Source organism: Dyadobacter pollutisoli (assembly GCF_026625565.1).
GTDB classification, from domain to species: Bacteria; Bacteroidota; Bacteroidia; order Cytophagales; family Spirosomataceae; genus Dyadobacter; species Dyadobacter pollutisoli.
Genome location: NZ_CP112998.1, coordinates 138,305 through 165,295, shown reverse-complemented (window position 1 = coordinate 165,295; position 26,991 = coordinate 138,305). Strand labels below are relative to the sequence as shown.

Here is a 26,991-nt window from a genome sequence, read left to right as displayed (position 1 = left end):
AATGCCTTTTGGGTTTGAACTTTAGTACAGTTTCCTTTATTCGGCCCGTAAACTCTTTACAGGATTCATCAGCGCAGCTTTGAGGCCCTGAAAACTTACTGTCAATATGGCAATGCCAATGGCCAGAAAAGCGGCCAGAACAAATACCCACCACGAAATATCGACGCGATAGGCGAAGTTGTCGAGCCATCGACTCATGGCGTACCAAGCAATGGGCGAGGCAATCAGAATGGCAATGGCGACCCAGGCAATAAATTGGCGCGACAACAGAAACAGGATTTCGGAAATACTGGCCCCTAACACTTTACGAATGCCAATTTCTTTGGTGCGCTGCTCCGTAATGAAAACGGCCAGACCAAACAAGCCCAGGCAGGCGATAAAGATGGCCAGGGCCGAAAAGACGGTAGCGATAACACTCGTATTTTGTTCCGCTTTGTAAAGTCGGGCCACCCGTTCATCTGAAAACGAATAGCGACATTGTTCCGTTTTTTCGAAACGTTGCCAGGTTTCTTCGATGTAAGCAATCGCATTTTTTGTGGCATTGGGCTGAATTCGGATGTTTAAAATACTGGCGGCTTGCCGGACGGGACTAAGGTGAAATACCAGCGGACGAACCTGGCGGTGAAGCGATTCATAATTAAAGTCCTTTATAACACCAATGATTTTATACGTTTTAGGGCCATTTACCTCGATTTCGGTGACTACCTGATCTAACGGATTGTTCGTTTTAAACGCTCGCAATGCCGCTTCGTTGATGACCACGGCAGTGCTGTCCGCCAGCCGATCGTTGGAAAAAAATCGTCCGGCTTTTAACGGCACCGCAAACGTTTTTGCGAAATCCGCATCGACATCTAGAAACTGGCATAAAACAGGATCATTACCCGACCGTCTTCCGAACAAATAAGCACTTCCCGGAATACCGTTTGCAAATAATAGGGACGAGTTGCTGACCGATAGTATGGCTGGATTTTTCAATAATTCGGCTTTAAACGCTTTGAGTTTGTCGCCCAGCACCTTAGCATTATTGATAGAAAGCAAGTGCTCTTTGTTGAATCCCAGGTCTTTATGCTGAAGATACCCTAATTGGTTTCGGATGATGATCATACCCAGAATCAGCGTAATGGATATCGAGAACTGAGTAATCACCAGCAGGCTACGTAACGAGGATTTTCTTTTTTGTACGCCCGATTTTAAGACGTCGACCGGCCGAAAAGACGATAAAAAGAAGGCTGGATAACTTCCCGCCAGCAGACCCACAATGAGCGTAAAAGCAAGCAGCGCCGGAATGGTATACACATTGGTAAAAAGTGGTAGTGTCAACTGCCGACCTGCTATCTGGTTGAAGCCGGGAAGCATGAGTTGTACCAAAACCAACGCTATGATAACCGAAAGGCCGGTCAGTAATATGGATTCGGTCGTAAACTGCCCCATTAGTTTTAAGCGACTCGAACCGATGGCTTTTCGAATGCCTACTTCTTTGGCGCGTTTCTCGGAACGGGCTGTCGATAGGTTGACGAAATTGATGACGGCAATCAGCAGAATAAATAACGCCACTGCCGAGAAAATATACACATACACACTGTCGCCAATTCGGATATCACCCCACTCGGTATTAGGATCGATATTGTATTGGCGTTTTGCGTGCAGGTAAATGGATAATAACGGTTGCATGCGATACTCAAATACATTGCCGTTGGCCAGAAATTGCTTCATAGAAAAGCCCAATGCTTTTTCGATCTCTGGTCCTAAACGGTCGAGAACGGCTTGCTGCATTTTGCGCTCGACCCGTGTAGGATCTGCCCCGTCTTTGAGAACAATGTAAGTGGAGTAATCCCCTTGCAGCCAGTCTTGTTGATTAACCTTGGGATAGGTCGACATCGACAAAAGGAAATCGCAACGGAAATGCGACTTATCGGGAAAGTCTTTCATGACGCCCGTAATCTGATAGGAGTTTGTCCCATCGACCAGAAACGATTTTCCCGTCGGGTTTTCCAGCCCGAAGTATTTGCTGGCCATGGTTTCGGTCAGGACAATGCTGTTCGGGTTTTTGAGAGCAATCGACGGATTGCCATGAATGAAGGGAAGCGTAAACACATCGAAATAGGTGGAGTCGACAGTATAGATTCTGTTTTCCTTGAAAATTTTGTCTTTATACCGCAAATCGTGTCCGCCAAAGTAGCCGATGCGTGTTTGGGTGAGCACTTCTGGGAGCATCTGCACCAGTGCAGGGCCAGCCGGAGGTGCCGTCTTGGAATTGTTTGATTCTTCGTTGTTAATCGAACTGTGAACGTAAAGCCGATACGTCTGGCTGGCTTTTTTGTTGTATGTGTCGAAGTTTAGCTCATCGAGAATGAATAGGAACAACACGATGGAACAGGCAATCCCCAACGAAAGTCCGATGATGTTGATGGCCGAAACGCCCTTATTGGTGAGCAGGTTACGGTAAGTTATTCTAAAATAATTTAGTAGCATATCAGGACCCAGCGAGAAAAGAGATGTATATGGTACTTGGTAGCGTGGTTTGGCCAGCGGCCGCATCAATTTTTCCCCACAAATAAAAGACCACTTGTCCAAATCAGCTCTGATTTGCGCCTGACGGGGTTTTTGATAGATTGCTAGTATGGATAATTGTCCGAATCCGGACACATGACGTACCTAAAACGGACAGCAATTGTAGAAGGTAGTCAATTTCATACCATTGGACGATGACCTATCAATGGTCAGATATGAACAATCTCAAAAAAGGCTCTAATCTTGATACTGCGAGTCGTTTCCCCCGTTACCACTCCCAAACATTTCCTTGAACAGCATCACCTTAACAGGCTGGATTTGCAGAGACCTAATCCTTAATAAGGACGCTGGATAATAATTTGTCTTTCGAATAAGGTAACTTATATTCTGGCCGGCTCGCACTGATGGAACCGATGCGACCGCGGCAGGAAAACGAGGTAGGATACGTCCAAATAAATTCGGACGAATGCCATTATAGAAAGTAACCGCTGTATATTAGCATATCATTTATGTTTTCTCCGAGGAAACAGAATGCCGGTTTATTAGCAGGGCGGCTTATGAATACACTTCTTCTACGGGTTACTTTTATTATTATTGCCCTGATAGCCGCCTTCCCGGCGCGTGGAGCGAACCTTTTGCGTGATAAAATTGATATGGCCTGCGAGCCATCCATTACGAATATCGCGGTGACGAAGGCCAATTGTGAAAAAGACAATGGTGTCATTTCGGTCACAGCCAAAGGGGAAGGGCCGCTCGTTTATAGCCTCGATGGTGATAGCTTCCAATCTTCCCCTGTGTTTTCGGGGCTTTATGCAAAGACCTACCGGCTTTTGGTCAAATCGGGGCAAGGGTGTGTGGTGACGCGCGACGTAGTGGTCGAAAAGTTATGGAAACCTTCATTCGTAACGGCAGTCATCCTGAACCCGTGTGAATTTGAAGACAAGGATTTCGGCGCGACGGCGATGGGCGGTTATGGGCCAATCACCTACGCGCTCGATGACGGGCCGTTTCAGGAGATGGGCTTTTTCCCTGACCTGCCGGGCGGCGAGTACACGCTACGCGCCAGGGACTCGGTAGGATGCGAGATCGTCATGGAGATCAAAATTCCTGAAAAGAAGGAGGGGGTTGTGATGCAGGACGCAGATGTTCTGCATGCACGATGCGGCGGTGAATTTGGCAGTGTTACATTGGCTGCTACTGGCGGCAGCAAATTGCAATATTCGCTCGATGGGCAGAATTACGGACCATCGCCCAATTTCCCACGCGTGCCACCCGGTGCGTATGAAGTTTTTGTAAAAGATGAGAGGGGATGCACCGATAGCAGGAACATCGTCATCGGAAAGTCATCGGCTCCCCAGTTTCTGGAAATCATCGAAACTAATGCCAGCTGCAAGGGCGACGATGGTACTGTTGCGATCTATGCCATTGGAAGCGGCCCGCTAAGTTTTTCGATCGACGCGGTTACCTATTTGTCGGACACCGTTTTCACGGGGCTGACACCGCTCGTTCAAACGGTTTATATGAGAGATACAGCGGGGTGCGACGTGGCGCGTTCCATTATGATCGAAAAAGACTGTCTCGAAGCCATTTACATTCCCACTGCATTTTCCCCAGATTCCGATGGTAAAAATGAGGTGATGGACATGAAATTCTTAGGCGGGGCATTGAAAATCAGGTATTTCAGGCTCTTCAACCGATGGGGAAACGTGATTGCGTCTAGCGCAAGCCAAAACGTGGAAAGCGGCTATACGCTGTGGAATGGGATTCACAACGGCAATGAGGTTCAGCCCGGCACTTATCCTTACGAGCTCATGGTCGAATTTGCCAATGGGTTTACCAGGGTGATCAGAAATTCTGTATTGGTACTGCGATGATTAGTAGCGTGTTAATTTGTAGATTCCTGCGTGGGGATTATCCAGGTGGTAATTTGGCTTTCCATCGCTGGGAATGAAAAATCAGGGTCAGATAATGAGAACGCAAATATCGAATTGTGGAAAATTCTGTTTAAAATCAAACTGCAAATCTTACTAAAAAAAACATAAACTCGGTTCACATCAACGACTGCGACTGTATGTTCCTTCAATATTCAATGCAAGGATCCTGACAAACAGGCGGTCTATGCGATTGCCAAAGTGAAACAGGTGAGAATCAAACGTCAAGGTTTTCGATGTAAAGATTAGTGAGAATATGAAAGGATTACGTAGCTGCCCAAGGTAGTAGGAGTTCTTTAAAGTGCGCTCAAGGAGAAAAACCAATAACAGCCGCTGTATTTGAGGTCAAGTACTGAAAACGACAAAAAATGGTGGCGCGGCATCTCTAAGAAAGTAGTTTGGGCAGTCGAATTTCTTTGGTAACCGTTGTTCTATTTATGACATTATGAATCGTATTCAGCATATATTAATTTTTTTTATACTCGTTTCCTGCTCGAACGATGAGCCCGCACCTCAGGTTTCCTTTACTGCCAGCGACGTGGCACATGGATCGGTTAGTTTTAACCAGAACAGCACCAATGTAACTAGTTATTTATGGGACTTTGGCGACGGATATAGCACGGATGTCGACAATCCAACCCATATCTATATCTATAATGGCACTTATGTGGTGACGCTCACTGTAAAAGGGAAAGGCGGTGAGGCTACTGTCAAACAAGATGTTATTGTAAAAAGTGTTTTAGGAGAACTCATGTTCTGGATGAGCAAGAAGGGTGAAGACGTCAGGGTGGCTATTGATGAAGGGAGTTTCACGGGCAATATTGATTGGGCATTTGATTCGGAGCCGGAATGCACGAGTGGTGGCGCGGTAACTTACTCGAATCTGAGTGACGGTGAACATACCTACCATGCGGTCGAGGAAGAGGGAGGAACTTCGAAGGGATGGTCGGGTACCGTTACGGTAATTGGAGGCAAATGTGTGAAAAAGGAACTTGTTTATTAAATCACATCCTGAATCAGTGCTCAACTATTTGTTTATGCAAAAAATATTCTTTGTCCTGATTATAGGCTTCACGCTTTTCATATCCTGTAAAAAGAAACCGGATCCAGTGCCGGAGCCGGTTATTGTTGGACTTGAAGGGGACACTTGCCGAATAAGCAAGGTCTCGTATGGCCCATTTCAAAAAATCATATATGAGTATACTGGCGACAGGGTAAATAAGATTATACTTCAAATAGATGGCAACGAATATCCAGGTGTACTTGAATATGACGCCGAGGGCAAACTAACGAAAGTGAAAGGCCTTCATGTGGACACTCAATATGAGTATGACAGTAAGAGCAGGCTCATTAAAGAAAACCGGACGCTCCACAATGAAGGTGTATACACGTTGATCTCGCATTGGGAGGCCCGAATTTTTGAGTATAATAATGAAAATCAAGTTGCTAAATGCTCGTATTTGGAAGGGCGTGGTACAGACTACAACTCTTTCTATGTAAAAAAGGGGGAAGTCTACCGGTATGAAACATATTTATACGATTTTCAAGGCTGTGTGGAAAAGTTAGAATCCTATGAGCGAACACCGCGCTCCACTAAATTCGATAGAACTGCTGTGTACATTTACCAATATGATAAACTGATTAACCCTTTCTATGGACATCCGGGAATTTATGACGTCAAAACCTATTTTGGAGCAGATTCAGGAAATGGAGTGCTTACATTTTCAAAACATAATGTTATCAAGGTAACGGCTAATGGGATGAGCGAAAATATTGGTTATACCCATAGCTCCACGAAGTACCCCTTGTCGATCCAAAATGTGCGGTGGCAGGAGAATCATTTTCCTGATCTAAATTTAGAGTATGTGAATTGCAAATAACTTCGTGGATTGGTTTTTATGATCAAAGATTCAAATCTATGTCCCATTTCAAAGATTTAGAATTTACTCTATTCAGATTATAAACATAAAGGTCATGAACAGTTTCCGCTTCATTTTCATTCTCTTATTAACTCTGTCGGGCTGTAAAGATAAAAACCTCGAACCGAGATTCGAGCCGACGGATGTTCTTGTGGGTATAAAAACGGGATATACAATTGATAAGGTTTTTGATCTTATCAACCAGGTTAATTTAGAAGTCGATTATATCGAATACTCCTATTACAGGTCTTCGCTACCTTCGGATAGCTTGCAGTATGTACTTGACTATTTAAACACAAGGCCGTATGCTCACCGACCAGATTGGCCTGTTACAGGTTATTTACATTACCAGACCAACGTCATTCATGTATTTCCGAAATTATTTCAGGCAAATGACGAAAATAACCAGAGAGACTGGCTTGAATGTATCAAAGTGATGAAGCTGAAAGAGATAACAGATTCCGAAGTCGGCAAGATGATTTACTTCCACGTACCCCAAGGTATTGAGAAAAAATGGGTTGAAAAATTCCAACAAATGGATTTAGTGGAATGGGCTCAGCTGAATTATTACCACGAAATATCATTGTAATTTGCTGTCTGGGCCTGGGGAATGCATTGACTAACTGCATATCGTCCCCGATTTAGACTTGTGAACCCGGATGTTGTGATAATTCCTTGGTGTCTACAAGAAGGACAGACCACATAAATAATCTTTGTGAATTCGCTTAGAAAATTGGTGTAACCATTAGTACTAAGTGCTTGCATAGTGTCAACTTACGAGCGGTTTATGGAGGAATAGTTAATAGCTAACAAGAATAAATGTACTTCTCTTCCCGCGATCATTATGCATGAAGATTATTCAATCTCACAAAACGCTCGAACGTGAGACGGGGTGTTCCGCCTCGAAGGAGGCGAGACGCTTATTTTTCAGCCATTAATGCCTTCTGAGCTCCACTCATAAATTTGTATCTTTAATTTGAAATAACTTTGGTTACTTGTGACAAAATAAATCCTATGTCAAAACTTATTTCATGTCGTGCTTGCAACCAGCCTGTATCGGCGACGGCTGAATTTTGTCCTCATTGCGGCGAGAGAGAACCAAATCAAACAGTTTTTAGAGTGCAATCGGTTCTTATCACCGCCCTCCTTTTCTTTGGACTGATATTCATTCTCTATAAATGCATTTCATAGATAGACATGAATTTATGCTTATACTGGCCAATGGGTTTAATACCCGTCACGTTTGAACTAATGTTCGCACAAAACCCTCCAATGTGAGACGGTAACCGCTGGCCTGCCTGTCTAAAATCTAACCGCAGATACCCGACGTTAGTTGAGACCGTTAGACCGTCATCCTAATCTTTTCTTCCTCTTTTTTCATTCTCCTAGCTCTCATTTTTATGGTAAACCAGATGATGTAACTTCTTTATATTTTATAATCCGTTTCTGTACATGAAAAAGCCATCTCAATTCGAAATTGTTTGCATTATATTGGTGATAGCTGCATTTGTGTTCCTATTCGGTCGATCGATCCTAAGAGAGGAGAAGGTAACTTTTATGCCACAGGAGCCGAAGCCGCCTTTTCCATACCTTCAGGAGTATATAACATTTGAAAATCCGCGGGCAAAGATCAAGCTTGCAGGCACCCTTACCTTACCCGCTGGGGAAGGCAATTTTCCTGCTGTGATTCTAATTAGTGGTGGCGGACCCAGCGACAGGAACGTGGAATCAATGGGTCATAAGCCGTTCCTGGTTATTGCTGATCACCTAACACGAAACGGAATTGCAGTCCTGAGATTTGATGACCGGGGGGTAAAGCTATCGCAAGGCGACTATCTGTCGGCGACTTCGGCAGATTTCGCAGACGATGTAGAAAGTGCAATTGGTTATCTAAAGACCAGAAAGGAAATTAATTCTCGTCAAATCGGCCTGGCCGGTCATAGCGAAGGAGGTTTGATCGCGCCAATTGTTGCGGCTCGCTCGCAGGATGTCGCATTCGTTATCATGCTTGCTGGCCCCGGAATTCCGGGCGATTCTTCCATATTGTTACAAATGGCCGTTCTTCAACGCGTACGCAAATATCCGGAAGGGCAAATCCAGCATGCACAAGCTGTCTTCGGTGGTGTATTAAATATCGTTAAGCATTCTTCCGATAGAACCATTTTACGCGAAAGATTGAAGCAATACATCAACGCAAATCTCGACAGTTTAGCTGCATTTACATCAGATAGCGCTTCGCTCGCGCAGGCACGTACCACCGTGATAAAGAACTTTTCATCTGTTTGGACCCAATTTTTGGTAAAATGGAATCCGGCACCTACACTTGAGAAAGTAACTTGTCCTATTTTGGCATTGATAGGGGAGAAGGATTATCAGGTACCCGCAAGGGAACATTTCAGTGGAATAAGGAGAGCCGCCCAAAAGAGTGGGAACAAGAATGTAAAGCTAGTTGAGCTGCCCAACCTAAACCATTTGTTCCAAAATTCTAAGACAGGTGGGCCGGAGGAGTATTACAAAACAGCAGAGACATTTTCTCCGGTAGCTCTGGCGGAAATGACAAACTGGATTCTTCAAACAACCCATTAGAGCTTTTTAAAAAAAGCACCGCAACTTTAAAATCGACTTGTCTTACAAAACCCTCGTGGCCGTTGCACAACTGATTGATACCGGAAGCTTTAATTTTTTAAAGTGATAATCAGGTCCTTTTTAAAAATTCGGAATAGCGACTCTTGCATCACCACATATTGCGCCTGAGAAGCCGATCCTAGCTCTTTGAAGCGTCTTTTGGGCTGTTTTAGTAATGGAGAACTTCATGTACTTTCTAATGTTGAATGCGATCGCAGCCATGACCATGTTCTTATGGGCACCATCTATTCCGAGGACTGCTATCTTACTGAGTCCGTAATATTGTGTCAGACTTCCAAACACTGGCTCGACCGTCCCCTGTCGTAATTTTTTCATCCGCTTGCCGGTATACGAATGCTGTCGGTTGTATGCCCTATGATACTCGTTGTCATATGCTGTCCTGACAATCCTTCTCGAACCAGTATTTGGACAGCAAGTAGATTTTAGAGGACACGGCTTACAGTCTTTTCGTGAAGCCCAATATGCTTTCAGTCGCTTGCCTTCAGAATTGTATTCGGTCGCCCTAACAGGAAGCAGCTTTCCTGCTGAACAAGTAAAGGAGTCCGCTTTCCTATCATAGTTAAAACCAGCTATCTCCGGTTTATACATGCCGAAAACGGGTATCCAGCCTATCAGGTCGCGCTGTTCAAGGAAATGATAATTGTAACCGTTGGAATAACCTGCATCAGCGACTATGTCGGTTACCTTCAGCTCATTTTCAGTAAACCTATCCTGCAAAGCACTTACCACTCCTGGTAGGCATTGGCTATCACGTTTGTCCGCATAACTAGCCTGTATATGACTTATAACACCTTCGGCTGTGTCCACTGCCATACTGCAATGGTAGTTTAGTTTCCTTAACTTCCCTGGCTTAATGGAAATACGCGCATCCGGATCATGCGGACTGTAATGGGTTTTATTACTTAACAACTCAGCTTTCTCGTGGTTAGAGGCGATCCCGAAGCTTCTTTTATCTTTTAATTTGTCCTGATACCTTTTCAGTTGTCTGAGCTGATAAGGTTCAGCAGTGATAGCTGGGGTAGCCGACGATTGACCACTTTTTACATTAGGGTCACCTTCTACAACTAGTGCAAGGTGTGCTCTAATTGAATTTGCTGGTACTTTCAATTCGAGACTTTCCATCGAAGCGTTTGCTTTAACGGGTGCGGAATCTATGGCCTGCGTGTGACCTGCAACCATTCCTTTGTCCACACACATTGAAAATACTTTGTTGAATAGAGCTTCGAAGAGTGCAGCCGGATATAATTGTCTGGTCCTGCTAACCGTAGAGTGCCAGGGTAGCGATTCGTCAATATCATAGCCGATAAAGAATAGTATATCCATTCGCATGGCGCAATGATCAATCAGCCTGCGGTCGGATGTGATGTTTTCTAAGTAGCCGGTCAGCATCAGCTTAAAGAACACGACGGGATCGATTGATGGGTTGCCTGTTTTACCATACAGCCCGCGAGTTTCATTGTATAGAAACTGTAAATCGAGCGTTTCGCTAAGTCTGCGATAGAAATTTTCCTTAGGAACGCGGTCTGAAAGTTGGAAGCTGACGAAGAGCTTTTCCGAGTAATTTTTCTTTCCTTGCATTCCTGAAGTTACAAAAAATTATAGCAATTTGGAAGCAGATGAGTCTGTAAATGATCTAAAAAGTGCCTTTCTAACTATGAATTCATTGACCGTACAACAAGCATTACAAAAATTGCTTGAAACTCGAAAGGATGCGACAATTGAAGAAATCATTGATTACCTGGATTACGTAAACAAGGTCAGGTATTCAAGAAATGAGATTATAATGATGTTAGCAGAGTTAACAAACGAACGAGACCCAACAAAATAACATTGATGGCCTTAGCTATGCTGGTACTGTAAAAATTTCGACATTACTGTTCCGACATGACGCAAGCATGAGTTGTGCAACGGCCACCCTCGAACCTGAGACAGCTCTGACCGTACTTCCGTTGTTTTGATTAGTGCAAGATTGGGACGTTTTCTGACCTGAGCCTCGTTAACTTCGTATATGCCACTTGCGACCTATAAGATTTGCTCGTTCCTTGGCCTGTGATGGGAAACGCGCAACATAGCCTGTAATAACAGCATCTTTTTCTTTTTCTAACAATTGATTGGAAATATATGCACCTTCACCGCTCGAAACTGCGTTCCAAACAGATATGTTTACGGCTTAGAGGTCCTTGCAGTAAAGGAGTTTAGCCGGCAAAGGCAGTTTACAGCTTTGAAGCTGAAAAAAAAATGAAAAAGACTGAACTGATATTTAGGTTAACAAACCTTGAAATTCCTCAAGACTCCTATAGTTTAGATGGAGGTTTCCCCTCAGAGACGTTTGTTGTGTCGAAAAATATCATCGGATGGGAATTCTATTATAGCGAAAGAGGATCTAAGACAGGACAAGTGAACTTCCACTCAGAAGAAGAGGCTTATGACTACTTGCATGAAGTACTAAAAAATGAAAAGGGCAAGAATTATTTTTAGGTGAAAATGATATGTATTAGGAAATTAGAAGCCAGGTTTGGACTTGGGGCGAATGTCTACGTTAGTTATTTAAAAGTTGGATCATGGCCGGAACCAAGTGCCCTGGTGTGTTCGCAGGTATGTTCCCTGTTTTGCGCTTCTTTCATCACTGCCTACTATGCCTTTAATAAAGTTCTCACGTTAAGTTTGTTTGAAACAAATGGTAATATTGGCTCTTTTTCGATAAACCTAAGTATACACATTGTATTCCTTCTCTCATTTGTCGCGGCCCGAATTGATAAATGCAGGTTTAGATCGCCGGTTAAAGAATAGTACTTGGACGCTATTAATTCGAAATCGGTTAGGTTTTGAAATCTTGTCTCAGTAAACCCTCGTGGCCGTTGCACAACTGATCTGTGCTGGAAGCCTTTCCAATTTTAAGAGTGGATATTCAGACCATTTCAAAAATTCGGAACAGCGACTCTTATATGATCGCATATTGCACCTATTAAGCCTATTTTAACCCTTTGAAGCGCCTTTTGGGCTGTTCTACCAATGGAGAATTTCATGTACTTTTTAATGTTGAATGCGATCGCAGCCATGACCATGTTCTTGTGGGCACCATCTATTCCGAGCACTGCTATCTTGTTGAGTCCATAATATTGTGTTAGGCTTCCAAATACTGGCTCAACTGTCCCTTGGCGTAATTTCTTCATTCGCTTGCCGGTAGTCGAATGCTGTCGCCTATATGCTCTATGATACTCATTGTCATATGCTGTCCTAACTATTCTTCTTGAACCGGTATTTGGACAGCACGTAGATTTTAGAGGACACGGCTTACAGTCTTTTCGTGAAGCCCAATATGCTTTCAGTCGCTTTCCTTCAGAATTGTATTCGGTCGCCCTAACAGGAAGCAGCTTTCCTGCTGAACAGGTAAATGAGTCCGCCCTTCTATCATAGTTAAAACCAGCTATCTCCGGTTTATACATACCGAAAACGGGTATCCAGCCTATCAGGTCTCGCTGTTCAAGGAAATGATAATTGTAACCGTTGGAATAGCCAGCATCAGCGACTATGTCAGTTACCTTCAGCTCATTTTTAGTAAACCTATCCTGCAAAGCACTTACTAGTCCTGGTAAACATTGGCTATCACGTTTGTCCGCATAATTAGCCTGTATATGACTTATAACACCTTCGGCTGTGTCCACTGCCATGCTGCAATGATAGTTGAGTTTCCTTAGTTTCCCTGGCTTAATGGAAATACGCGCGTCTGGATCATGCGGACTGTAATGAGTTTTGTTACTTAACAACTCAGTTTTCTCGTGATTGGAAGCTATCCCGTATGTTCTATGATCCTTTAATCTATCCTGATACCTTTTCAATTGTCTGAGTTGATAAGGTTCGGCAGTAATCGATGGAACGGTAGATTCGTCACCACCTTTTACATCTGGGCCACCATCTGCAACTAATGCAAGGTGTGCTCTAATTGAATTTACTGGGACTTTCAATTCGAGACTTTCCATCGATGCGTTTGCTTTGACAGGTGCGGAATCAACTGCATGCGTGTGACCGGCAACCATTCCTTTGTCCACGCACATTGAAAATACTTTGTTGAATAGAGCTTCGAAGAGTGAAGCCTGTTTTGAAATTCCGCCCGTTTTACAAAATCAAGTTCAAGATAAGAATGGACTGCGGACAGCCTCTCATTTTCGTTGCAGTCAAAAGGTTCTTGCACGAGTACAGCGTACAATTTGGTTCGTCAGAAGGATTTCCTTCTCAAATATAAGTGTATTATGAAGGCGTCGTACTAGTTGTACAAGTTTTTAAAAAAGGCGGGGAATGCGCTCTTGGTATAGCGTCCTACAATTGCTATCTCAAGAGCAAGCCGTGGATATATCTGTGAGATGGTCAATCGTTCGGATTTCCTGCTCCTCAACGCATGATTGCATACTTCACAGCTAAAAATGGCCGGTATCCATTCAGAGATTTTACTCCGTATATGTATGTTTTAACTATTCTTGTACCTTCGCGTAAATTATCCTCCATTCTCAACGATATCATGTTAGCTTTTAAAAAAACTGCCCTTATTGCAGCTCTAGGGACGTATCTCGGCGTATACGACCAATCCTTAAACGAACTTTTTTCTTTCCTTCGCGCTATTATCAATGCGAAAGGTGCCTGAAACATTTTTTCATAATCAAGTTTTAGGTCTTGCGGATGTCCATGCATCGGCTTGGCTTTTCTCTAGTCTGAGTCGACTGTTAAGAATGGTTCTTTGGCAGGAAAACCAGGCTTGGTCTGATGGGGCGAGATATTATAACATTTCTATTCGTATTTTTTTTAGTACGATATATGCGTATCTTTTCAATGCCGAACCAAATGAACGCGATCTCGCAAAATCTTCATTCAAGGAGCATTTATTATATCCAGGATAAAAAAACATTCATAGTGCGAAGTTCACTTCCATGAAGTTTGACAAGTATTTTCCTACTGAAGAGCTGAAACCCTACATCAAATATTTTGTAGTGTCAGAGAATGAAATGGGAAATGAATACAAGGTATTTCCCTCTTCCGGATTGGTTATCGGGTTTCAATATAAAGGGCGGATTGCGAGCATTACAGGAAATACGGAATGCCGGTTGGCGACAGCAGGGGTTACTGGTATATCTGATAGCTACAAGATCTTTAAAAGCTACCCAAACGTCGGCTCTATTCTAGTTTATTTTTCCGAAACAGGATTTGCACATTTTGCTTCACATCCAGCCAATGAATTGTTCAATTTGTGCCTTTCGCTTGATGAGGTGTTTGATAAAGAAAATATTGAAAAAGTAGAAGAAAAACTGGCATTTGCTGCCACCGACGAACAGCGTATAAATATCGTGGAGCATTTTCTACTATCGCAGCTCAAAAACATTCATGCGGACAAATTGATTTTGGAATCGGTAAAGCTGATCTATGAAAGCAAGGGGACCATGCGTATAAAAGAACTAAACGACAAACTATGCATAAGTCAAAGCCCTTTTGAAAAGCGATTCAGGAAAGCCGTTGGCACCACGCCTAAAAAGTTTGCATCTATCGTGCGTTTCAATGTAGTGCTTGCCAATTTACGCGATCCCAAATCGCTTACCGAAATCTGTTATGACAACAATTTCTTCGACCAGGCCCATTTCAGCAAAGACTTCAAACAGTTTACAGGAGATACCCCTGAAAATTTCAAGCGTTTTATGTGATGGGTTGTAATAGCCAATACTGATAACCGTCAGCTTTGATTAATGAGGGATTTCTTCCACCAAAATCTCATCTCCCATTTTTCCGTAATAGGTACAGGTCATTTTGTCCATACAGATTGCCCACTTTTCAACACCAAACGTTGCACAGGCTTTGATGAAGGTCAGGAAATCCGTTTTGCCTTGCTGGTGAGCAACCAACTCATCTTTAAACTGTGCACTTTGCGAGCTGCCAGCAATTGTTAGCGGGTCGTATTTTGCGGGCACTTTTGCAGTATAATTGTTAGCGCCATGATAGTCTATATGCCCGTCTGTCACATAGGCTTCATAGTGGGTAACACCTAAAGATTTGATTTCCTGAATATAGGCAGGGAAATCTGCGCCAGACTTCACCTTACTGTGGGCGGCCTTGATTTGTTCTGCTGTAAACATACTTTCACTTTTTAAATTGTTAAACGATTAGTTGAATTACACATAACCATAAGTTTTAGGCCGTTCGAGTGAAAACCCATTTGGGCGATTCATTGCCTCAGAATTATGATTACTATGCAAAGATGCCGCGAGGAAATTCCCTGTAATTGTAAAAAATCGTTTTCCTGAAAGAAGCGTCAGAAGTTCTGTGGCGTTTGCGGTAAGTTGCCTGATGCTTTGATGAAGTAAATCTGCTCACGGCAAGATCATTGGAAAAACTAATGGGTTCACTCAGGTCATTATTTTCCCATCCACCATCTCAATGATGCGGTCGCAATTCGCGGCAAATTCGTCGTCGTGGGTGACGGCTATGATGGTTTGTCCCCTTTCCTTTGCCAACTGACGAAAGATGTCGAAAACCACTTTGGTATTCTTCGAGTCAAGATTTCCGGTAGGTTCGTCACCCATGATGATTGCCGGTTCGTTGATCAACGCGCGCGCAATGGCCACCCGCTGCTGTTGTCCGCCCGATATTTTGGATGCCTTTTTCATTTCATGTCCTTTGATGTCTAGCAATGTCAGCAGTTCCATGGCATTTGTCTCTACCTGCTCCTTTGACTTTTTCCCCAGTTTGAGCGCAGGGAGCATCACATTGTCCAATACAGAGAATTCCGGCAGCAGGTAATGGAACTGGAACACGAACCCGATGTGCTCGTTACGGAAACGTGACAATTCATTCTGGCTGAGCCCAGTAACTGTGGTGCCATTAATGGTAATACTCCCCTTGTAATCGGTGTCCATGGTCGAGAGCAGGTACAGCAGGGTCGATTTGCCAGATCCTGATTTTCCGACAATGGCCACAAATTCTTCTTTTTTTATTTCAAAGCCCACATCCTTCAATACCTGGAAGGTTTCCGGTTCATGGAAGTATTTGTTAAGGCCTTTTGCGGAAAGTGCTGCGTTCATTGTTGATGATTAAAAGTTTAGCCTCTTAGTATTTCCACCGGATCGACTTTGGACGCTTTTCGTGCGGGCAGATATCCTGCAACAAATGTGATGATCAACCCAAAGACCATCGCCAAGATATAGTCAGCCGGCAGGTAAGAGATCGGAAGTGTATCCAAAGATGCAATTTTGAAGGGAATACGGTCAACGATGGAAGCAATGGTAAAGCCGAGCAACAGCCCGATAAAACCACCGATCAGACCAATGATAACGGATTGCACGAGGAATATTTGTACAATGTCTTTGCCATCGAAACCCATGGCTTTCAGGATCGCAATTTCCCGTATTTTCTCGCTGACGGTCATGTTCATAATGTTGTAGATGCCAAATCCGGCCACGATCAGTATGGTGAGTGAAACGGCAATGGCGATGATGTCCCGGAGCGTGTTTGCTGACTCCAGTTGCCCGTTACCTTCCTGCCAGGCTTCTGTTTTATATTTGATATCCGGGCTTATAGCAGCGGCTATTACTCTCGCCTTGTTGTAATCGCCGACATTGGCGAGCACCTCCGTTGCATAACTTTTATTTTTTGATAGCAACTGCCTGGCCGTATTGATCGAGATCAATGCGCGGCTCTTGTCCACGCTGCCCGTGCCGGTCTGTATCAGGCCGGTCACTTTAAGGATTTTGCTGACGCCGTCAGATGTGGTAAGTGTAACATTGTCACCCACCGACGCGCTGAGCTTGTCTGCCAGCCCCGTTCCCAGCACCACCGCACCCGAACGCCTTTCCAGCTCGTTCAGGTCGCCTTCGGTCATGTATTGCACGGTATTGAACATCCTTATCTCACTGGTTACCGCGATTCCGGAAAGCGTGCCGCTTACCTTGGTCACCCCGTTGCGGAAAAATACGTTCTGGTTGACCTGTTCAGTAACGGCCACTACCTCTCCGTGTTTTTGCAGCAACTGTACTACCTCATCTGCATTTCTGATGCCCTCGGTGTAGCTGATATGCCGGGCATTGCTTACGCTGAGGAGGGTATCGCTGCTGCTGTTTTGTGGGATCAGTATCGTAGGCTCACCGCCCAGCTCATTATATACCCTGATGTGCGCCATAGTGGTAAAGGTGATCTCGGTCTGTGCAGCATTCACACCATTCATAAAGCTGTTCATGAAAATGTACATGGATATGCCAAAGGTGACGCTCAGCACCGCCACGATCAGCTGTCTTATTTTTGAGGTCAGGTGAACCCACGATATTTTCGTATTTACGTTTGCCATTTTCTGTATTTATAAAGACAGTTTCATATCGCATATGCGGATTCTTGGTGTTCGCTCTTGTCAGGTGCCAGGTAGTGCGCCTTGTTTCTGGTCTTTATCCTCTGGTAAAAGAATGACATCCTGCTCCGTCAGGCCTGCTTTAACCTCCACCCAACTCCCTGCTTTCTGCCCCGTCCTGATCGCCCTTTCTGTTCCGTCGCGCATTTGTACAAATTGCCCTCTGACCAAAGCCGCAGACGGGATCACCAGCACAGGCTTTACCCCTTCCTGCACAATATTGGCCTGTAACTGGGTACCCGATAACAGCAGCGGCGGCGGGTTTAGGAATACGGCTTCCACGATATACGATTGTGCCGTCTGGTCGAATGCGGGTAAAATGCGGGTGATGATAGCGGTGAAGGTGCTGTCGGGATAATTGTTCATTTGTATGATAGCACGCTGGCGTGTGCTGAGCCGCGTGATATCGTCCTCTGCAATGAAAAGTTTCATAATGTGCCGGCCGCTGCCGATCCTAGCAATTACCTCGCCCTTGCGCACCAACTCACCCTCTTTTTTGAGCACATCCAGCACAACTCCCGGCTTATCCGAACTGATTTCGTACTCGCTCAATATAGCCTGCTGGGTTTTTACCTGTTGCAGACTTCTGTCGGCGTTCAGGCGCAGCGCATCCTGCGCCTGGCTGTAACTTTTCTCTAACGCAACAAGGTTACTCTGTGCAGTTTTGTACTGCAGTTCGGCTTTTTCAAATTCCAGCTGCGATACCGAATTTTTGCTTCTTAATGCCCTATAACGTTCATAATTGAGCCGGTTCTGGTCAAGCTGTGCCCGTGCCAAACCGATTTGCGCCTGTAGCTGCGATAGCTGCGGTGCGTCAGGGGTTGCATTTTTGCGGGCATCGTTGTACACAATCCGTGCTTCCTGCAATTGGGTGCGGGCAACATCGCTTTTGATGCGGACAAGGATCTGCCCGGAGGTAAGCTTATCCCCCTCGCGCATATTAAGCTCCCTGATCGTGCCTTCCGCCGTGGCGGCGATCACATATTCATTTTCCTGTTCCAGGTGGCCACTGGCAAAAACGGCCTGCTGCAGACTTTTCCTGATCGGACGGGTTTCTTGTTGGCCACTGCATGCCCAGAGGCACGTCAGCAGCATTGCTGTAATCATTGTCGTGCTGTTTGCCTTCATTGACTTCGACATTATAGTTTTATCCGCAGATAGCGTTGGTAATAGCTAACATAATAGTTGCTAAGGCTTTGCATGTACTGGTTCTGCACTAGCAGCAGGTCCTGGAACTTGTCCAGCCGTTCGTCCAGGCCGATGATCCCGCTTTCATACCGGTCGTTGGTATGGCTGTCACTGCTGCTTTGGAGCTGCAGGATCGCCTCCTGTTGTTTCAGGTCTTCTGCGCTCTGCCGGAACTGGATCAGCAGGTTCTCGTCTTCCTTTTGGGAGACGCGTGCCTGATTGTCTAATACCTGTTGCTGCTGATGAAGCTGTATTTGCGCCTGGGTGACCTTTTCCCGGATAGACAGACCGTTGAAAACGGGGATGCTCAGCTTGACACCCCAGAATTGCTGGGGCAGGGTGTTGGCAGCCGATAGGTCAAACATTTTATCAGTGGCCCAGTTGCGGTTAAATTGATAAACTACTGCCAGCGAAGGATATGCCAGGGTCCGGCTTTGAGCAAGTTGCCGCTCGTTCAGTCGCAGCTGGGCCTGCTCAGCCTGAACCTGCGGGTGAATGGGCGCAGTGCTTTCTTCTCCAACGGTGCCAGGCTGAGGCCCGGTTAATTCTGTGGCAAGCATAACCTGCTCGGACGTGTTCAATTGGGACTGTAACTGGTTGTACAATTGGGTAAGAGATGCGGAAAGGTTGCTGGCTTGCTGGACAGCTTGTCTGTGCTGGATTTTGCTGCGGTTCAGGTTTTCTTCGGTAAATATGCCGGCGTCGTATTTGTCCTTTGCAATGCGGTAAATGCTGTCCGCCGCCGCGATGTTGCCAATGGCGATGGAAATGTATTTATCAGTAAGCAGGATGGAATAATAGGTCTGCGCAAGCTGGTTGTAAACCTGAAACCGGGCACTACGGGTATTGGCCTCACTGAGAGTTTGCGACGCCGCCATGGTTTTCACATCGAACCACTTTTGGAAATTGATCAAGTCCCAACTTACCTGCACCCCAGTGCTGTACAGGTATTTCCTGCCGAAAGTATATTCATTAAATGTTCCCTCAGGGGCGGCAGGATTGAACAGGCTGGCCGGAACGAGCGTGGGCTGAAGCGTTATGTTATCATTGAACCCGGCCGAAGCATTCACAGCCGGGACCAAGGCGCCTTTCGCCGCCCTGGTTTTTAAGGCCGCAATCAGCTGCTGATCCTTGGCGCTTTGTATACTGATAGCATTTTGATCTGCATAACCGAACACTTCTTCGAGTGAGCTAAACCTGATCTGGGCCTGGCCTGAAAAACCGGCGGGACAAAGGAGGAGTAATATAATTCTTAATCTTAAGTTTATCATTTCAGCAAGCTCTTACGCTTTTTAGCAAAAATTGACCAATAGCCATGGATCGGAAAACAGCACATTCCAATTCATTCAACTCTTTTCCATAGCTTCTTTTGGCTCATCATACCCACTTTTCCGGTAATTTCAAGTTCCTCTTTGTCAGGCATGGAGATGCTGACAGAAATGTCCCGGTTACGTGCAGGTATATACGCTTTCCCTACCCAGTGGCCATTTTTGTAAGTGATATCCTTCAGTACGATATCTCCGACCCGTACCTTACCGGCAGTACTTTTCAGCCAGATAATTTTTCCAAAAAAACTGCTGTTGCTTTCACAGATTTCAATTTTGCGATCGCCGTCAGGGCTGAGCCATTTTCCGGTAATCTCGTTTTGACCGTAGCAAATGGTACATAGAAAAAGAAGAATGACCGCCGTGCAACCTGCCAGTTTCCTGAGTGGATTCATGAGTTTTTGTAAGTTTGGTTTTCAAAATAAACACCGGTTCAAATGTCCTTTTTGTCGAAACGGAATGAAGAGGACACATTGCCGGTCGAAAGGGACAGAATAGTTGCCAGGCTGTATCGCAGGCAGGGATTACGCTACCGTGTCACCAGGGCATAGCTTACTTTAAGGGTCAGCGAAGGCAAAAAGAAGGAACTGAAACTATCCTTGGTTTTCTCTTGCAAAATGGGCTCCGCGAATTGGTTAACGAGGACATTCCCGATGCGCGAGCTGGATTCAATCGAGGTACTGCTACCCATATTCCATTGTCCCGACAACTCTGTGTGAAGCCCGAAACGTGGTATTTTCCTGACACCAAAACGTCTGCCTATGGTAATACTGAGCCTTTGCAGCGTGACCTTCGAAATGATCTCGGTGGTTTCGTAAAATTCCCTGAGCCTGGCATTTTTATCTACCAGGTCCAGTATTTTGTCTTTCCGGTCCTGACTGTCCAGGAAGTCATAGTTTTCAACCAATTGCTGTGTCGTAGAGGGCAGCGTGAAGTGCTGATTCTGAAAATTGATCCCGGCGTAGAATTTCCTGCGTTTGGGAAAGTGATAGGCAAGCCCGGCTTCAAAAACGGTGCCATCTCTCAGGTTGTCCTTGATGAATTGTCGCCGCATTTGCTGTTCCACTTTTTTGTTCGGCAGTGCATTCAAGGCGACAGTCGTGTAAAACCTTGAAAATTGCCCGAAACCGAAATAACCTGAAAGTTTCATTTTCGTCATCACTTCAAGCCCTATTGCCTGTTGTATGGGGAACTGACTTTTTAGTGAGACGGAAAGGAGCGGCACCTGCTTTTTTGGTATCGTGTCGCCGGGAATTCGGGCCAACGTCCGTTCGGCGCAGAGCAGCAGGAAAATAGAGCAGAAGTACAGTCCGGCATGGGTCAATGCTATGTTTTTCATACAGGATAACATTTGTTCAGGGTACTGTTATTTCACGTGTCTCACTGGTGTGTGCGCTGAAATACCCCAGGGCACCGCCTTGCATATTGCTGACCGGATTGGCCGGTGATGCAGCGCTCCCGTCGCCCAGTGCGCCGCGGTCGAGGCTGTACCAGTACTGGTACGCGGCATGATCTATGCACTGCATTTCCACGCGGATTTTGTCGCCGGTCAGTATGTCATTGTCATCATCAGCCGGGTAACGGAGAGGGGCAGTGACCTCATTACCATTTGTCCGTTCGTCATTCCTAATAAAAATGGTTTTCTCCTTAACCCCGTTTTTGAATTGAACAAAACGGTAAAAATTGACTGCGTTGCTGGGATCTGTGTAACCAACATGGGCAAGGTAGCGCTCCTTGTTTGAGAGATTGGAACCATCTTTTTTTACAAATAATGAATCCATTTTTACGCGGTAAGGCATCACCGAAGTTGCCGTATACTCATTACCGTTTAATTTTACATGAAGGTGGTAAGTCATTCCGGGCTTCCCCAGCAAAAGAGTATCCTGATAAAACCCCTGCTGTGTTTCTGCTAAAGGAAAGACATTTCCCTCCGTGTCGGAAATGGTGACGATTGCGCCGGAAATACCCGGATAAGTACCTGTGTTTTCGAAATCCGTGGTTTGGGAGATCACCACCAGGGCACCCTTTTCCTGATTGGTGATCTGTCCTTCAATCACGTACTGCTGATCGGCCGGGTCCAGCTCAACGTCGATCACCTTTTCGCAGGAATAAAGAAAAGATGTGAGCAGCAGCAATGTGGTCGTATGTTTTATGGTTGACATATCTTCGGTTAAAATTTAAAATTGTAACTGATCGACGGAATAAATTTGAAAAGTGCGGTTTGGACGGCCTCCGTTCTGCCGGGGACTGACTCGCTGTCCCGGAATTCGATGGTATACGTGTTTTCCCTGCCATAAGCATTGTATAGGCTGAACGCCAGCTCCTGTTTTAGGTTTTTACGGTCGCGTAATTTCATCGTTGCACCCAGGTCCAGGCGGTGATAGTCAGGCATCCGGTAGCCGTTTCGTTCGGTATAGTAGTAGGCGGTCTGGCCATCCACCTGATATTTGCCAGCCGGAAAAGTGATCGCATTTCCGGTGTAGTAAACCCAGTTTGCAGACAACGTCCATTTTTTGTTCAGCTCATAAATACCCACCAGGGCAACATCATGCGTACGGTCCTGGCGGGCGTTGTACCAAAGGTTGTCATTGATACCATCAATTTTTCGCTCCGTTTTGGACAACGTATAGCTGATCCAGCCGGTAAGTTTGCCCGACTTCTTTTTCAGCTGCCATTCGGATCCGTACGCCCGCCCCTTACCGAACAGCAGCTGGGTTTCAATGGCATCGAAATTGCTGAATATATTGGCTCCGCTACGGTAGTCGATCTGATTTTGCATGGTTTTATAATAAACCTCCGTACTGAGTTCGTAGCGGTTTTCAGCGAGGTTTCTGTAATATCCCAGTGAAACCTGGTCGGCTATTTCGGGCTTGATGTTGTTGTTACTCGCGATCCACTTGTCTGTCGGGTTCGAGGCCGTGGAATTGGATATCAGGTGCAGGTTCTGCACGTTCCGGACGTAAGACGCCTTCACGGAAGCATGCTCGCCCAACTGATAACTGGCAGATAACCTCGGTTCCAGGTTCAGGTAGGTTTTGGCGACCTGTCCCTTGTGGTAATGCAGGGTATCGGTTACCATTCCCGCCGGGGTCACGGTATAAAAATCCCCTTCTCCGATGGCACTGAACGCAGTGAGCCTCAGGCCGTAGGTCAGGTTCAGTTTGGACGATAGCTGCCAGCTGTTGGAAACAAACAAGGCACTTTCCCAGGAAAATCTTTTTTGTAATTCCGAAGCATTGATACTCGATGTACCGATGGGCGTCACCTCACCGGGTGTGATGGTATGGTGGATTGCATTCACGCCGAACCGCACCGTGTTTTTGTGATTGGGAAACCATTGAAACTCCTGTTTGAGGTTATAATCGCGGATCTGGGAAAAGATATCAAACTGGTTTCCGCCATTTTGAATGGCTACATTGTAGTCGTAATTGCTGAAAATCAGGGAGGTATTGGAAAAAAGTTTACTGTTGAAGATGTGGTTCCAGCGCACGGTGGCCGTCGCATTTCCCCATTGCAGGCCGAAGGCTTCCCCCATACCCATATCATCTTTTCCGAAGTAACCCGAGACGTACAAGCGGTCTTTTTCGCCAAGACTGAAATTTAATTTGGCATTTAAATCATAGAAATAAAGACGATAATCCCTGTACTCGCTGGAAGCCTTCAAAAACACATCGGCGTAGGTTCGCCGGGCGGAAAGCAGGAATGAGGATTTGTCTTTCTGAATGGGTCCCTCCACATTCAGCTTGGCCGAAATAAGCCCGATCCCGCCACTCACCTCATAATCCTGGTTGTTGCCCTCATTCATTTTGATGTCAAGTACCGACGAAAGCCTCCCGCCATACTGGGCGGGCATTCCCCCTTTGTAAACGGTCATATCCTTAATGGCATCGGCGTTGAAAGTGGAGAAAAAACCGAGCAGGTGAGACGCATTGTAAACAGGTGCTTCGTCGAGCAGGATCATATTTTGATCGGTGGCCCCGCCCCGTACGTAAAAGCCGCTCCCGCCGTCCCCCGCCGACTTGATCCCCGGCAACAATTGCAGGACTTTGAGCGGGTCCCGTTCTCCAAACAGGACGGGAACAGTACTGATTTCCTTGATATTCAGCTTTTCTGCACCCATTTGTGTGCTGGAAACCTTGTCATTTTTGTCGGCGGTGATTACCACCTCGTTCAGCGTGGTAGCATGGTCGGACAGGATGACGTCCAGTTTTTGGTCTGAAACCAGTGCTATTTCAAATGCCTTTTCACTAAAACCAACCAGAGAATACATCAGCGTGTATGTTCCTGGTGGCAGGCTCAGCGAGTAAAAGCCGTATTCGTTGGTTACCGTACCGGTGGCAGGCAGCTGTTTTACCCTTACCGTGGCACCGATGAGCGTTTCGCCGGTTGCTGCATCTTTCACAGTGCCGGCAATGGTAGCTTGTTTTTGTTGTGCAAACGAATTCCCTGCCGCCAGCAGGATCAGGCAGAGCGTCAGCTTGATAAATGGGGTCATAAATTGAAATGATATGCAGTGTAAAAAACGCCGAATTAGGGCTGATAAATTAACGTTTAATCAACCTTGCCGACCACCACATAACTTTCGTTCCCATTTTCGGAAACTGACTTTTCATAGTAGGTATCGTTGATTTTGTAATATTTCTTACCAGCAATGTAAACGCTTTGTGTGCCTTCGGGCAGGGCGGATAATTGGGAAGGGTTGTTGTTTGTGACCAATTCTATTGGAGGCTCCGCCACCTCGTACGCGCCGGGTGCACGCTGAACGTAATAGACGCCACCGACATAAAAATAAGGAAGGCCGCCCAGTGTAACGCGGGTGTATCCAGCGGGCAGGATGGTCACGCGCAAGCCGACGGGCGGACGAACAACCACGTATTGGCGACCGTACGGTTTGTAATATACGCCGCCATGATAATGGTATCGAACCCCGGCATGTACGATGATTTTCGATTCGCGCGGAGGCCTCCGGATTACCGTCACCGAAGACTGGGCATTTGTCTGCAATGAGAAGGCGATCATGGTGATGGCCAGAAACACTTTTAACGTTTTCATGGAATGTTGTTTTAATTTTTGAAATGACTAAACCAATGGGCTGATGAAGCTTTGATTTCTTCTCAAAATTAAAACCGGGCATGGCTGCACTTCCGACTAATCGAAATGAAAGGGACAAACAGGAAGCTGAACGGACCAGGATCAATGGCCTTCCATCCAACGCAAAAATTCGGAAGACTTCACTTTGGATACGATCACTGGCTCAGAAGCCGGAATGGACAGTTTTAGGACCAGGCGTCTGGTAAAATAATGTTCCGCGTTGACGATGCTGTTGCGGTTAATGATAAACTGCCGGTTGGCCCGGAAAAACAGGGAACTGTCAACGAGGCTTTCAAGCTCGTCCAGGGTGTGGATCAGTACATATTTCTGTCCTAAAAATGAATAGGCGCTCACCAGGCTGTTTTCGTAGTGGATATAGGCAATGTCCGTTATTTTCAGTGGGATGATCTTGTCCTGATGGTGTATCAATAGGGTCGATTTGTGGGAACCTGAACCTAACTTTTGCAGCATCTGCTCCATTTTCTTTGTCAGTATCTCCTCATATCTGCTTCCGTCGGCCGGGCCGAATGCAGCCTTCATACGGTCATATTTTTGGAGACTGGCTTCTAGTTTTTTTTCATCAATGGGTTTTAGCAAATAATCAATGCTATTGGTTTCAAAGGCACGAATTGCATACGCATCGTAAGCCGTGCAAAAAATCACCGGCGCGCTGGGTTTGACCTGTTTGAAAATCTCGAAACTAAGGCCGTCCGCGAGCTGGATGTCCGAAAATATCAGGTCGGGCGCGTCGTTTTCAGAAAACCATTTCACGGCACTTATGATGGAAGGCAGTATAGCGGCTATTTCAATGCGGTCATCCAGAATTTCCAGCTGCACTTTCAGCTCCTTTCCGGATTTTATTTCATCTTCTATGATCAGTACTCTCATTTTAATAGGGGCAATTTGACGATAAAATAGGAACTATTTTCAATGATCTCAATCTCACGGCTCGAAAGCAGCCGGTAGCGTTCCTTAATATTTTTTAAACCCTTTCCCGTACTTTCTTCCACGGACATTCTGGGCAGAACGTTGTTTTCCACGCAAAGCATTTCCGATTCTACATAGATACGGATCGTAAGCGGTGCATCCTCGGAAACGATATTGTGCTTTACTGCATTTTCTATCAGAATCTGCAATGAATACGGCGGAATGCTGCGGCTGAGGCTGGCCTCCCGAAGTTCAATCTCCACATGGAGACCGTGTTCAAAGCGCTCCTGCAAAATGTAAAGATAAGACCGCGTAAATTCCAGCTCCTTTTCCAGTACCGTCAGATGTTCCTGCTCACTGCCAAGCAGATAACGATATACATTGGCAAGCTGCATCACGTATTTTTTTGTAGGAGCATCTGGGGCAATCGTCCTGAGTGTGCTCAGCGAGTTAAACAGAAAATGGGGATTTACCTGTTGCTTCAGCAGGTTGAGCCGGGCTTCCAGATTTTCCTGTTTGAGCAGCTGATTCTCAATTCTGGAATTCTGGCTGTCTGTGACAAGTTTGAGATAGAAGGAAACAAAATATTGAAGTCCGCCTATCAGCAGCCCCCGAAACGCCATCATCAATAGTCTTCGATCTTCCGAAAGACCGTTAAGGTTCATCATCGGGAAGTTCTCGGTGCGCATTTCCCGCAAAGGGTAAAGAATTACAATGGCGACCAGCACACAAGCGGTAAGTGCAAAGCCGGTTTTCAGTGCCTTACCCTTGATCCAAGCCGCACTGAGTGTGTATTGGTTTGCGATCCAGCAGAAAATAGATATGAGAAATGTAAGTGCAGCATTCCTTAATACAAGTTCGCTCTTTTCCTCCTGGTCTAACCGTATGGCGCTTGGTATGAAAACGATCAAAGCTATGAACATCGAAATTACAAGCCCCGGCCAAAGATTAAATTTTTTCATCATCTAAAATAAATTAAAGAAGTTGAAAATAATGCAATCAATGGATAGCCGCGGAAACGAAAGGGACAAATGTGAATATCAAACGGCCATGATGGTCCCTAACAGGCCGACTGA

23 protein-coding genes are annotated in these 26,991 nt (G+C 45.5%); 8 read left to right on the top strand and 15 right to left on the bottom strand.

Annotation, left to right across the window (positions count from 1 at the left end; translation table 11 throughout):
- Window positions 1-36: 36 nt before the first annotated feature.
- Window positions 37-2,472, bottom strand: coding sequence for an ABC transporter permease (locus tag ON006_RS00765; protein ID WP_244825151.1), 2,436 nt, complete (start codon window positions 2,470-2,472; stop codon window positions 37-39).
- A 596-nt stretch (window positions 2,473-3,068) separates the two neighbouring features.
- On the opposite strand from ON006_RS00765, the gene ON006_RS00760 reads away from it, so the two are divergent.
- The 5 genes from ON006_RS00760 to ON006_RS00740 all read left to right on the top strand — a co-directional run bounded on the left by ON006_RS00760 (window position 3,069) and on the right by ON006_RS00740 (window position 8,947).
- Window positions 3,069-4,385, top strand: a complete 1,317-nt coding sequence (locus ON006_RS00760) for a T9SS type B sorting domain-containing protein (RefSeq protein WP_244825149.1) — start codon at window positions 3,069-3,071, stop codon at window positions 4,383-4,385.
- A gap of 502 nt (window positions 4,386-4,887) precedes the next feature.
- A complete protein-coding gene (locus tag ON006_RS00755) occupies window positions 4,888-5,445 on the top strand; it encodes a PKD domain-containing protein (RefSeq protein ID WP_255773071.1) in 558 nt (185 codons plus the stop codon).
- A gap of 34 nt (window positions 5,446-5,479) precedes the next feature.
- Entirely contained in the window at window positions 5,480-6,322 is an 843-nt protein-coding gene (locus ON006_RS00750; protein WP_244825148.1) for a hypothetical protein, read from the top strand.
- Window positions 6,323-6,416: 94 nt separating this feature from the next.
- A complete protein-coding gene (locus ON006_RS00745) occupies window positions 6,417-6,950 on the top strand; it encodes a hypothetical protein (RefSeq protein WP_244825146.1) in 534 nt (177 codons plus the stop codon).
- An 863-nt stretch (window positions 6,951-7,813) separates the two neighbouring features.
- Window positions 7,814-8,947 (top strand): alpha/beta hydrolase family protein, encoded by a 1,134-nt coding sequence (locus ON006_RS00740; RefSeq protein ID WP_244825145.1) that lies wholly within the window; start codon window positions 7,814-7,816, stop codon window positions 8,945-8,947.
- Window positions 8,948-9,067: 120 nt separating this feature from the next.
- On the opposite strand, the gene ON006_RS00735 is transcribed toward ON006_RS00740, so the two are convergent.
- Entirely contained in the window at window positions 9,068-10,585 is a 1,518-nt protein-coding gene (locus ON006_RS00735) for an IS1182 family transposase (protein WP_244825186.1), read from the bottom strand.
- Window positions 10,586-10,613: 28 nt separating this feature from the next.
- On the opposite strand from ON006_RS00735, the gene ON006_RS00730 reads away from it, so the two are divergent.
- Both ON006_RS00730 and ON006_RS00725 read left to right on the top strand, forming a co-directional pair.
- Complete coding sequence (locus ON006_RS00730) at window positions 10,614-10,835, top strand: hypothetical protein (protein WP_244825187.1); 222 nt, start codon at window positions 10,614-10,616, stop codon at window positions 10,833-10,835.
- A 410-nt stretch (window positions 10,836-11,245) separates the two neighbouring features.
- Window positions 11,246-11,485 carry a hypothetical protein gene (locus ON006_RS00725; protein WP_244824638.1) on the top strand — a complete coding sequence of 80 codons (240 nt, stop codon included), beginning with the start codon at window positions 11,246-11,248 and terminating at the stop codon, window positions 11,483-11,485.
- 440 nt (window positions 11,486-11,925) lie between these two features.
- On the opposite strand, the gene ON006_RS00720 is transcribed toward ON006_RS00725, so the two are convergent.
- The gene (locus ON006_RS00720; protein ID WP_267609941.1) at window positions 11,926-13,062 is read right to left on the bottom strand and encodes a transposase; all 1,137 of its coding nucleotides are present in this window, start codon (window positions 13,060-13,062) and stop codon (window positions 11,926-11,928) included.
- An 867-nt stretch (window positions 13,063-13,929) separates the two neighbouring features.
- Between ON006_RS00720 and ON006_RS00715 the strand changes: the two genes are divergently transcribed.
- Entirely contained in the window at window positions 13,930-14,694 is a 765-nt protein-coding gene (locus tag ON006_RS00715) for a helix-turn-helix domain-containing protein (RefSeq protein ID WP_244824636.1), read from the top strand.
- 39 nt (window positions 14,695-14,733) lie between these two features.
- Here the strand turns inward: ON006_RS00715 and ON006_RS00710 are convergent, their stop codons facing one another.
- The 12 genes from ON006_RS00710 to ON006_RS00655 all read right to left on the bottom strand — a co-directional run bounded on the left by ON006_RS00710 (window position 14,734) and on the right by ON006_RS00655 (window position 26,880).
- Complete coding sequence (locus ON006_RS00710) at window positions 14,734-15,123, bottom strand: DUF1398 domain-containing protein (RefSeq protein ID WP_244824635.1); 390 nt, start codon at window positions 15,121-15,123, stop codon at window positions 14,734-14,736.
- A gap of 270 nt (window positions 15,124-15,393) precedes the next feature.
- Complete coding sequence (locus ON006_RS00705) at window positions 15,394-16,068, bottom strand: ABC transporter ATP-binding protein (protein WP_244824634.1); 675 nt, start codon at window positions 16,066-16,068, stop codon at window positions 15,394-15,396.
- A gap of 17 nt (window positions 16,069-16,085) precedes the next feature.
- Entirely contained in the window at window positions 16,086-17,327 is a 1,242-nt protein-coding gene (locus ON006_RS00700; RefSeq protein WP_244824633.1) for an ABC transporter permease, read from the bottom strand.
- 60 nt (window positions 17,328-17,387) lie between these two features.
- Window positions 17,388-18,512: an efflux RND transporter periplasmic adaptor subunit gene (locus tag ON006_RS00695; RefSeq protein WP_244824632.1), complete on the bottom strand. Its 1,125-nt coding sequence runs from the start codon at window positions 18,510-18,512 to the stop codon at window positions 17,388-17,390.
- A gap of 11 nt (window positions 18,513-18,523) precedes the next feature.
- The gene (locus ON006_RS00690; RefSeq protein ID WP_244824631.1) at window positions 18,524-19,843 is read right to left on the bottom strand and encodes a TolC family protein; all 1,320 of its coding nucleotides are present in this window, start codon (window positions 19,841-19,843) and stop codon (window positions 18,524-18,526) included.
- Window positions 19,844-19,914: 71 nt separating this feature from the next.
- Window positions 19,915-20,292: a DUF2147 domain-containing protein gene (locus ON006_RS00685; RefSeq protein ID WP_244824630.1), complete on the bottom strand. Its 378-nt coding sequence runs from the start codon at window positions 20,290-20,292 to the stop codon at window positions 19,915-19,917.
- Between the two features lie 134 nt (window positions 20,293-20,426).
- Window positions 20,427-21,236: a hypothetical protein gene (locus ON006_RS00680; RefSeq protein WP_244824629.1), complete on the bottom strand. Its 810-nt coding sequence runs from the start codon at window positions 21,234-21,236 to the stop codon at window positions 20,427-20,429.
- 16 nt (window positions 21,237-21,252) lie between these two features.
- On the bottom strand, window positions 21,253-22,059 hold the full coding sequence (locus ON006_RS00675; protein ID WP_244824628.1) for a DUF4249 domain-containing protein: 807 nt from the start codon (window positions 22,057-22,059) through the stop codon (window positions 21,253-21,255).
- Between the two features lie 8 nt (window positions 22,060-22,067).
- Window positions 22,068-24,392 carry a TonB-dependent receptor gene (locus tag ON006_RS00670; protein ID WP_244824627.1) on the bottom strand — a complete coding sequence of 775 codons (2,325 nt, stop codon included), beginning with the start codon at window positions 24,390-24,392 and terminating at the stop codon, window positions 22,068-22,070.
- A gap of 56 nt (window positions 24,393-24,448) precedes the next feature.
- Entirely contained in the window at window positions 24,449-24,949 is a 501-nt protein-coding gene (locus ON006_RS00665) for a DUF6515 family protein (RefSeq protein WP_244824626.1), read from the bottom strand.
- A 141-nt stretch (window positions 24,950-25,090) separates the two neighbouring features.
- The gene (locus ON006_RS00660) at window positions 25,091-25,876 is read right to left on the bottom strand and encodes a LytR/AlgR family response regulator transcription factor (protein ID WP_244824625.1); all 786 of its coding nucleotides are present in this window, start codon (window positions 25,874-25,876) and stop codon (window positions 25,091-25,093) included.
- Complete coding sequence (locus ON006_RS00655) at window positions 25,873-26,880, bottom strand: sensor histidine kinase (protein ID WP_244824624.1); 1,008 nt, start codon at window positions 26,878-26,880, stop codon at window positions 25,873-25,875. Before ON006_RS00655 ends, ON006_RS00660 begins: the two co-directional genes overlap by 4 nt.
- Window positions 26,881-26,991 lie beyond the last annotated feature (111 nt).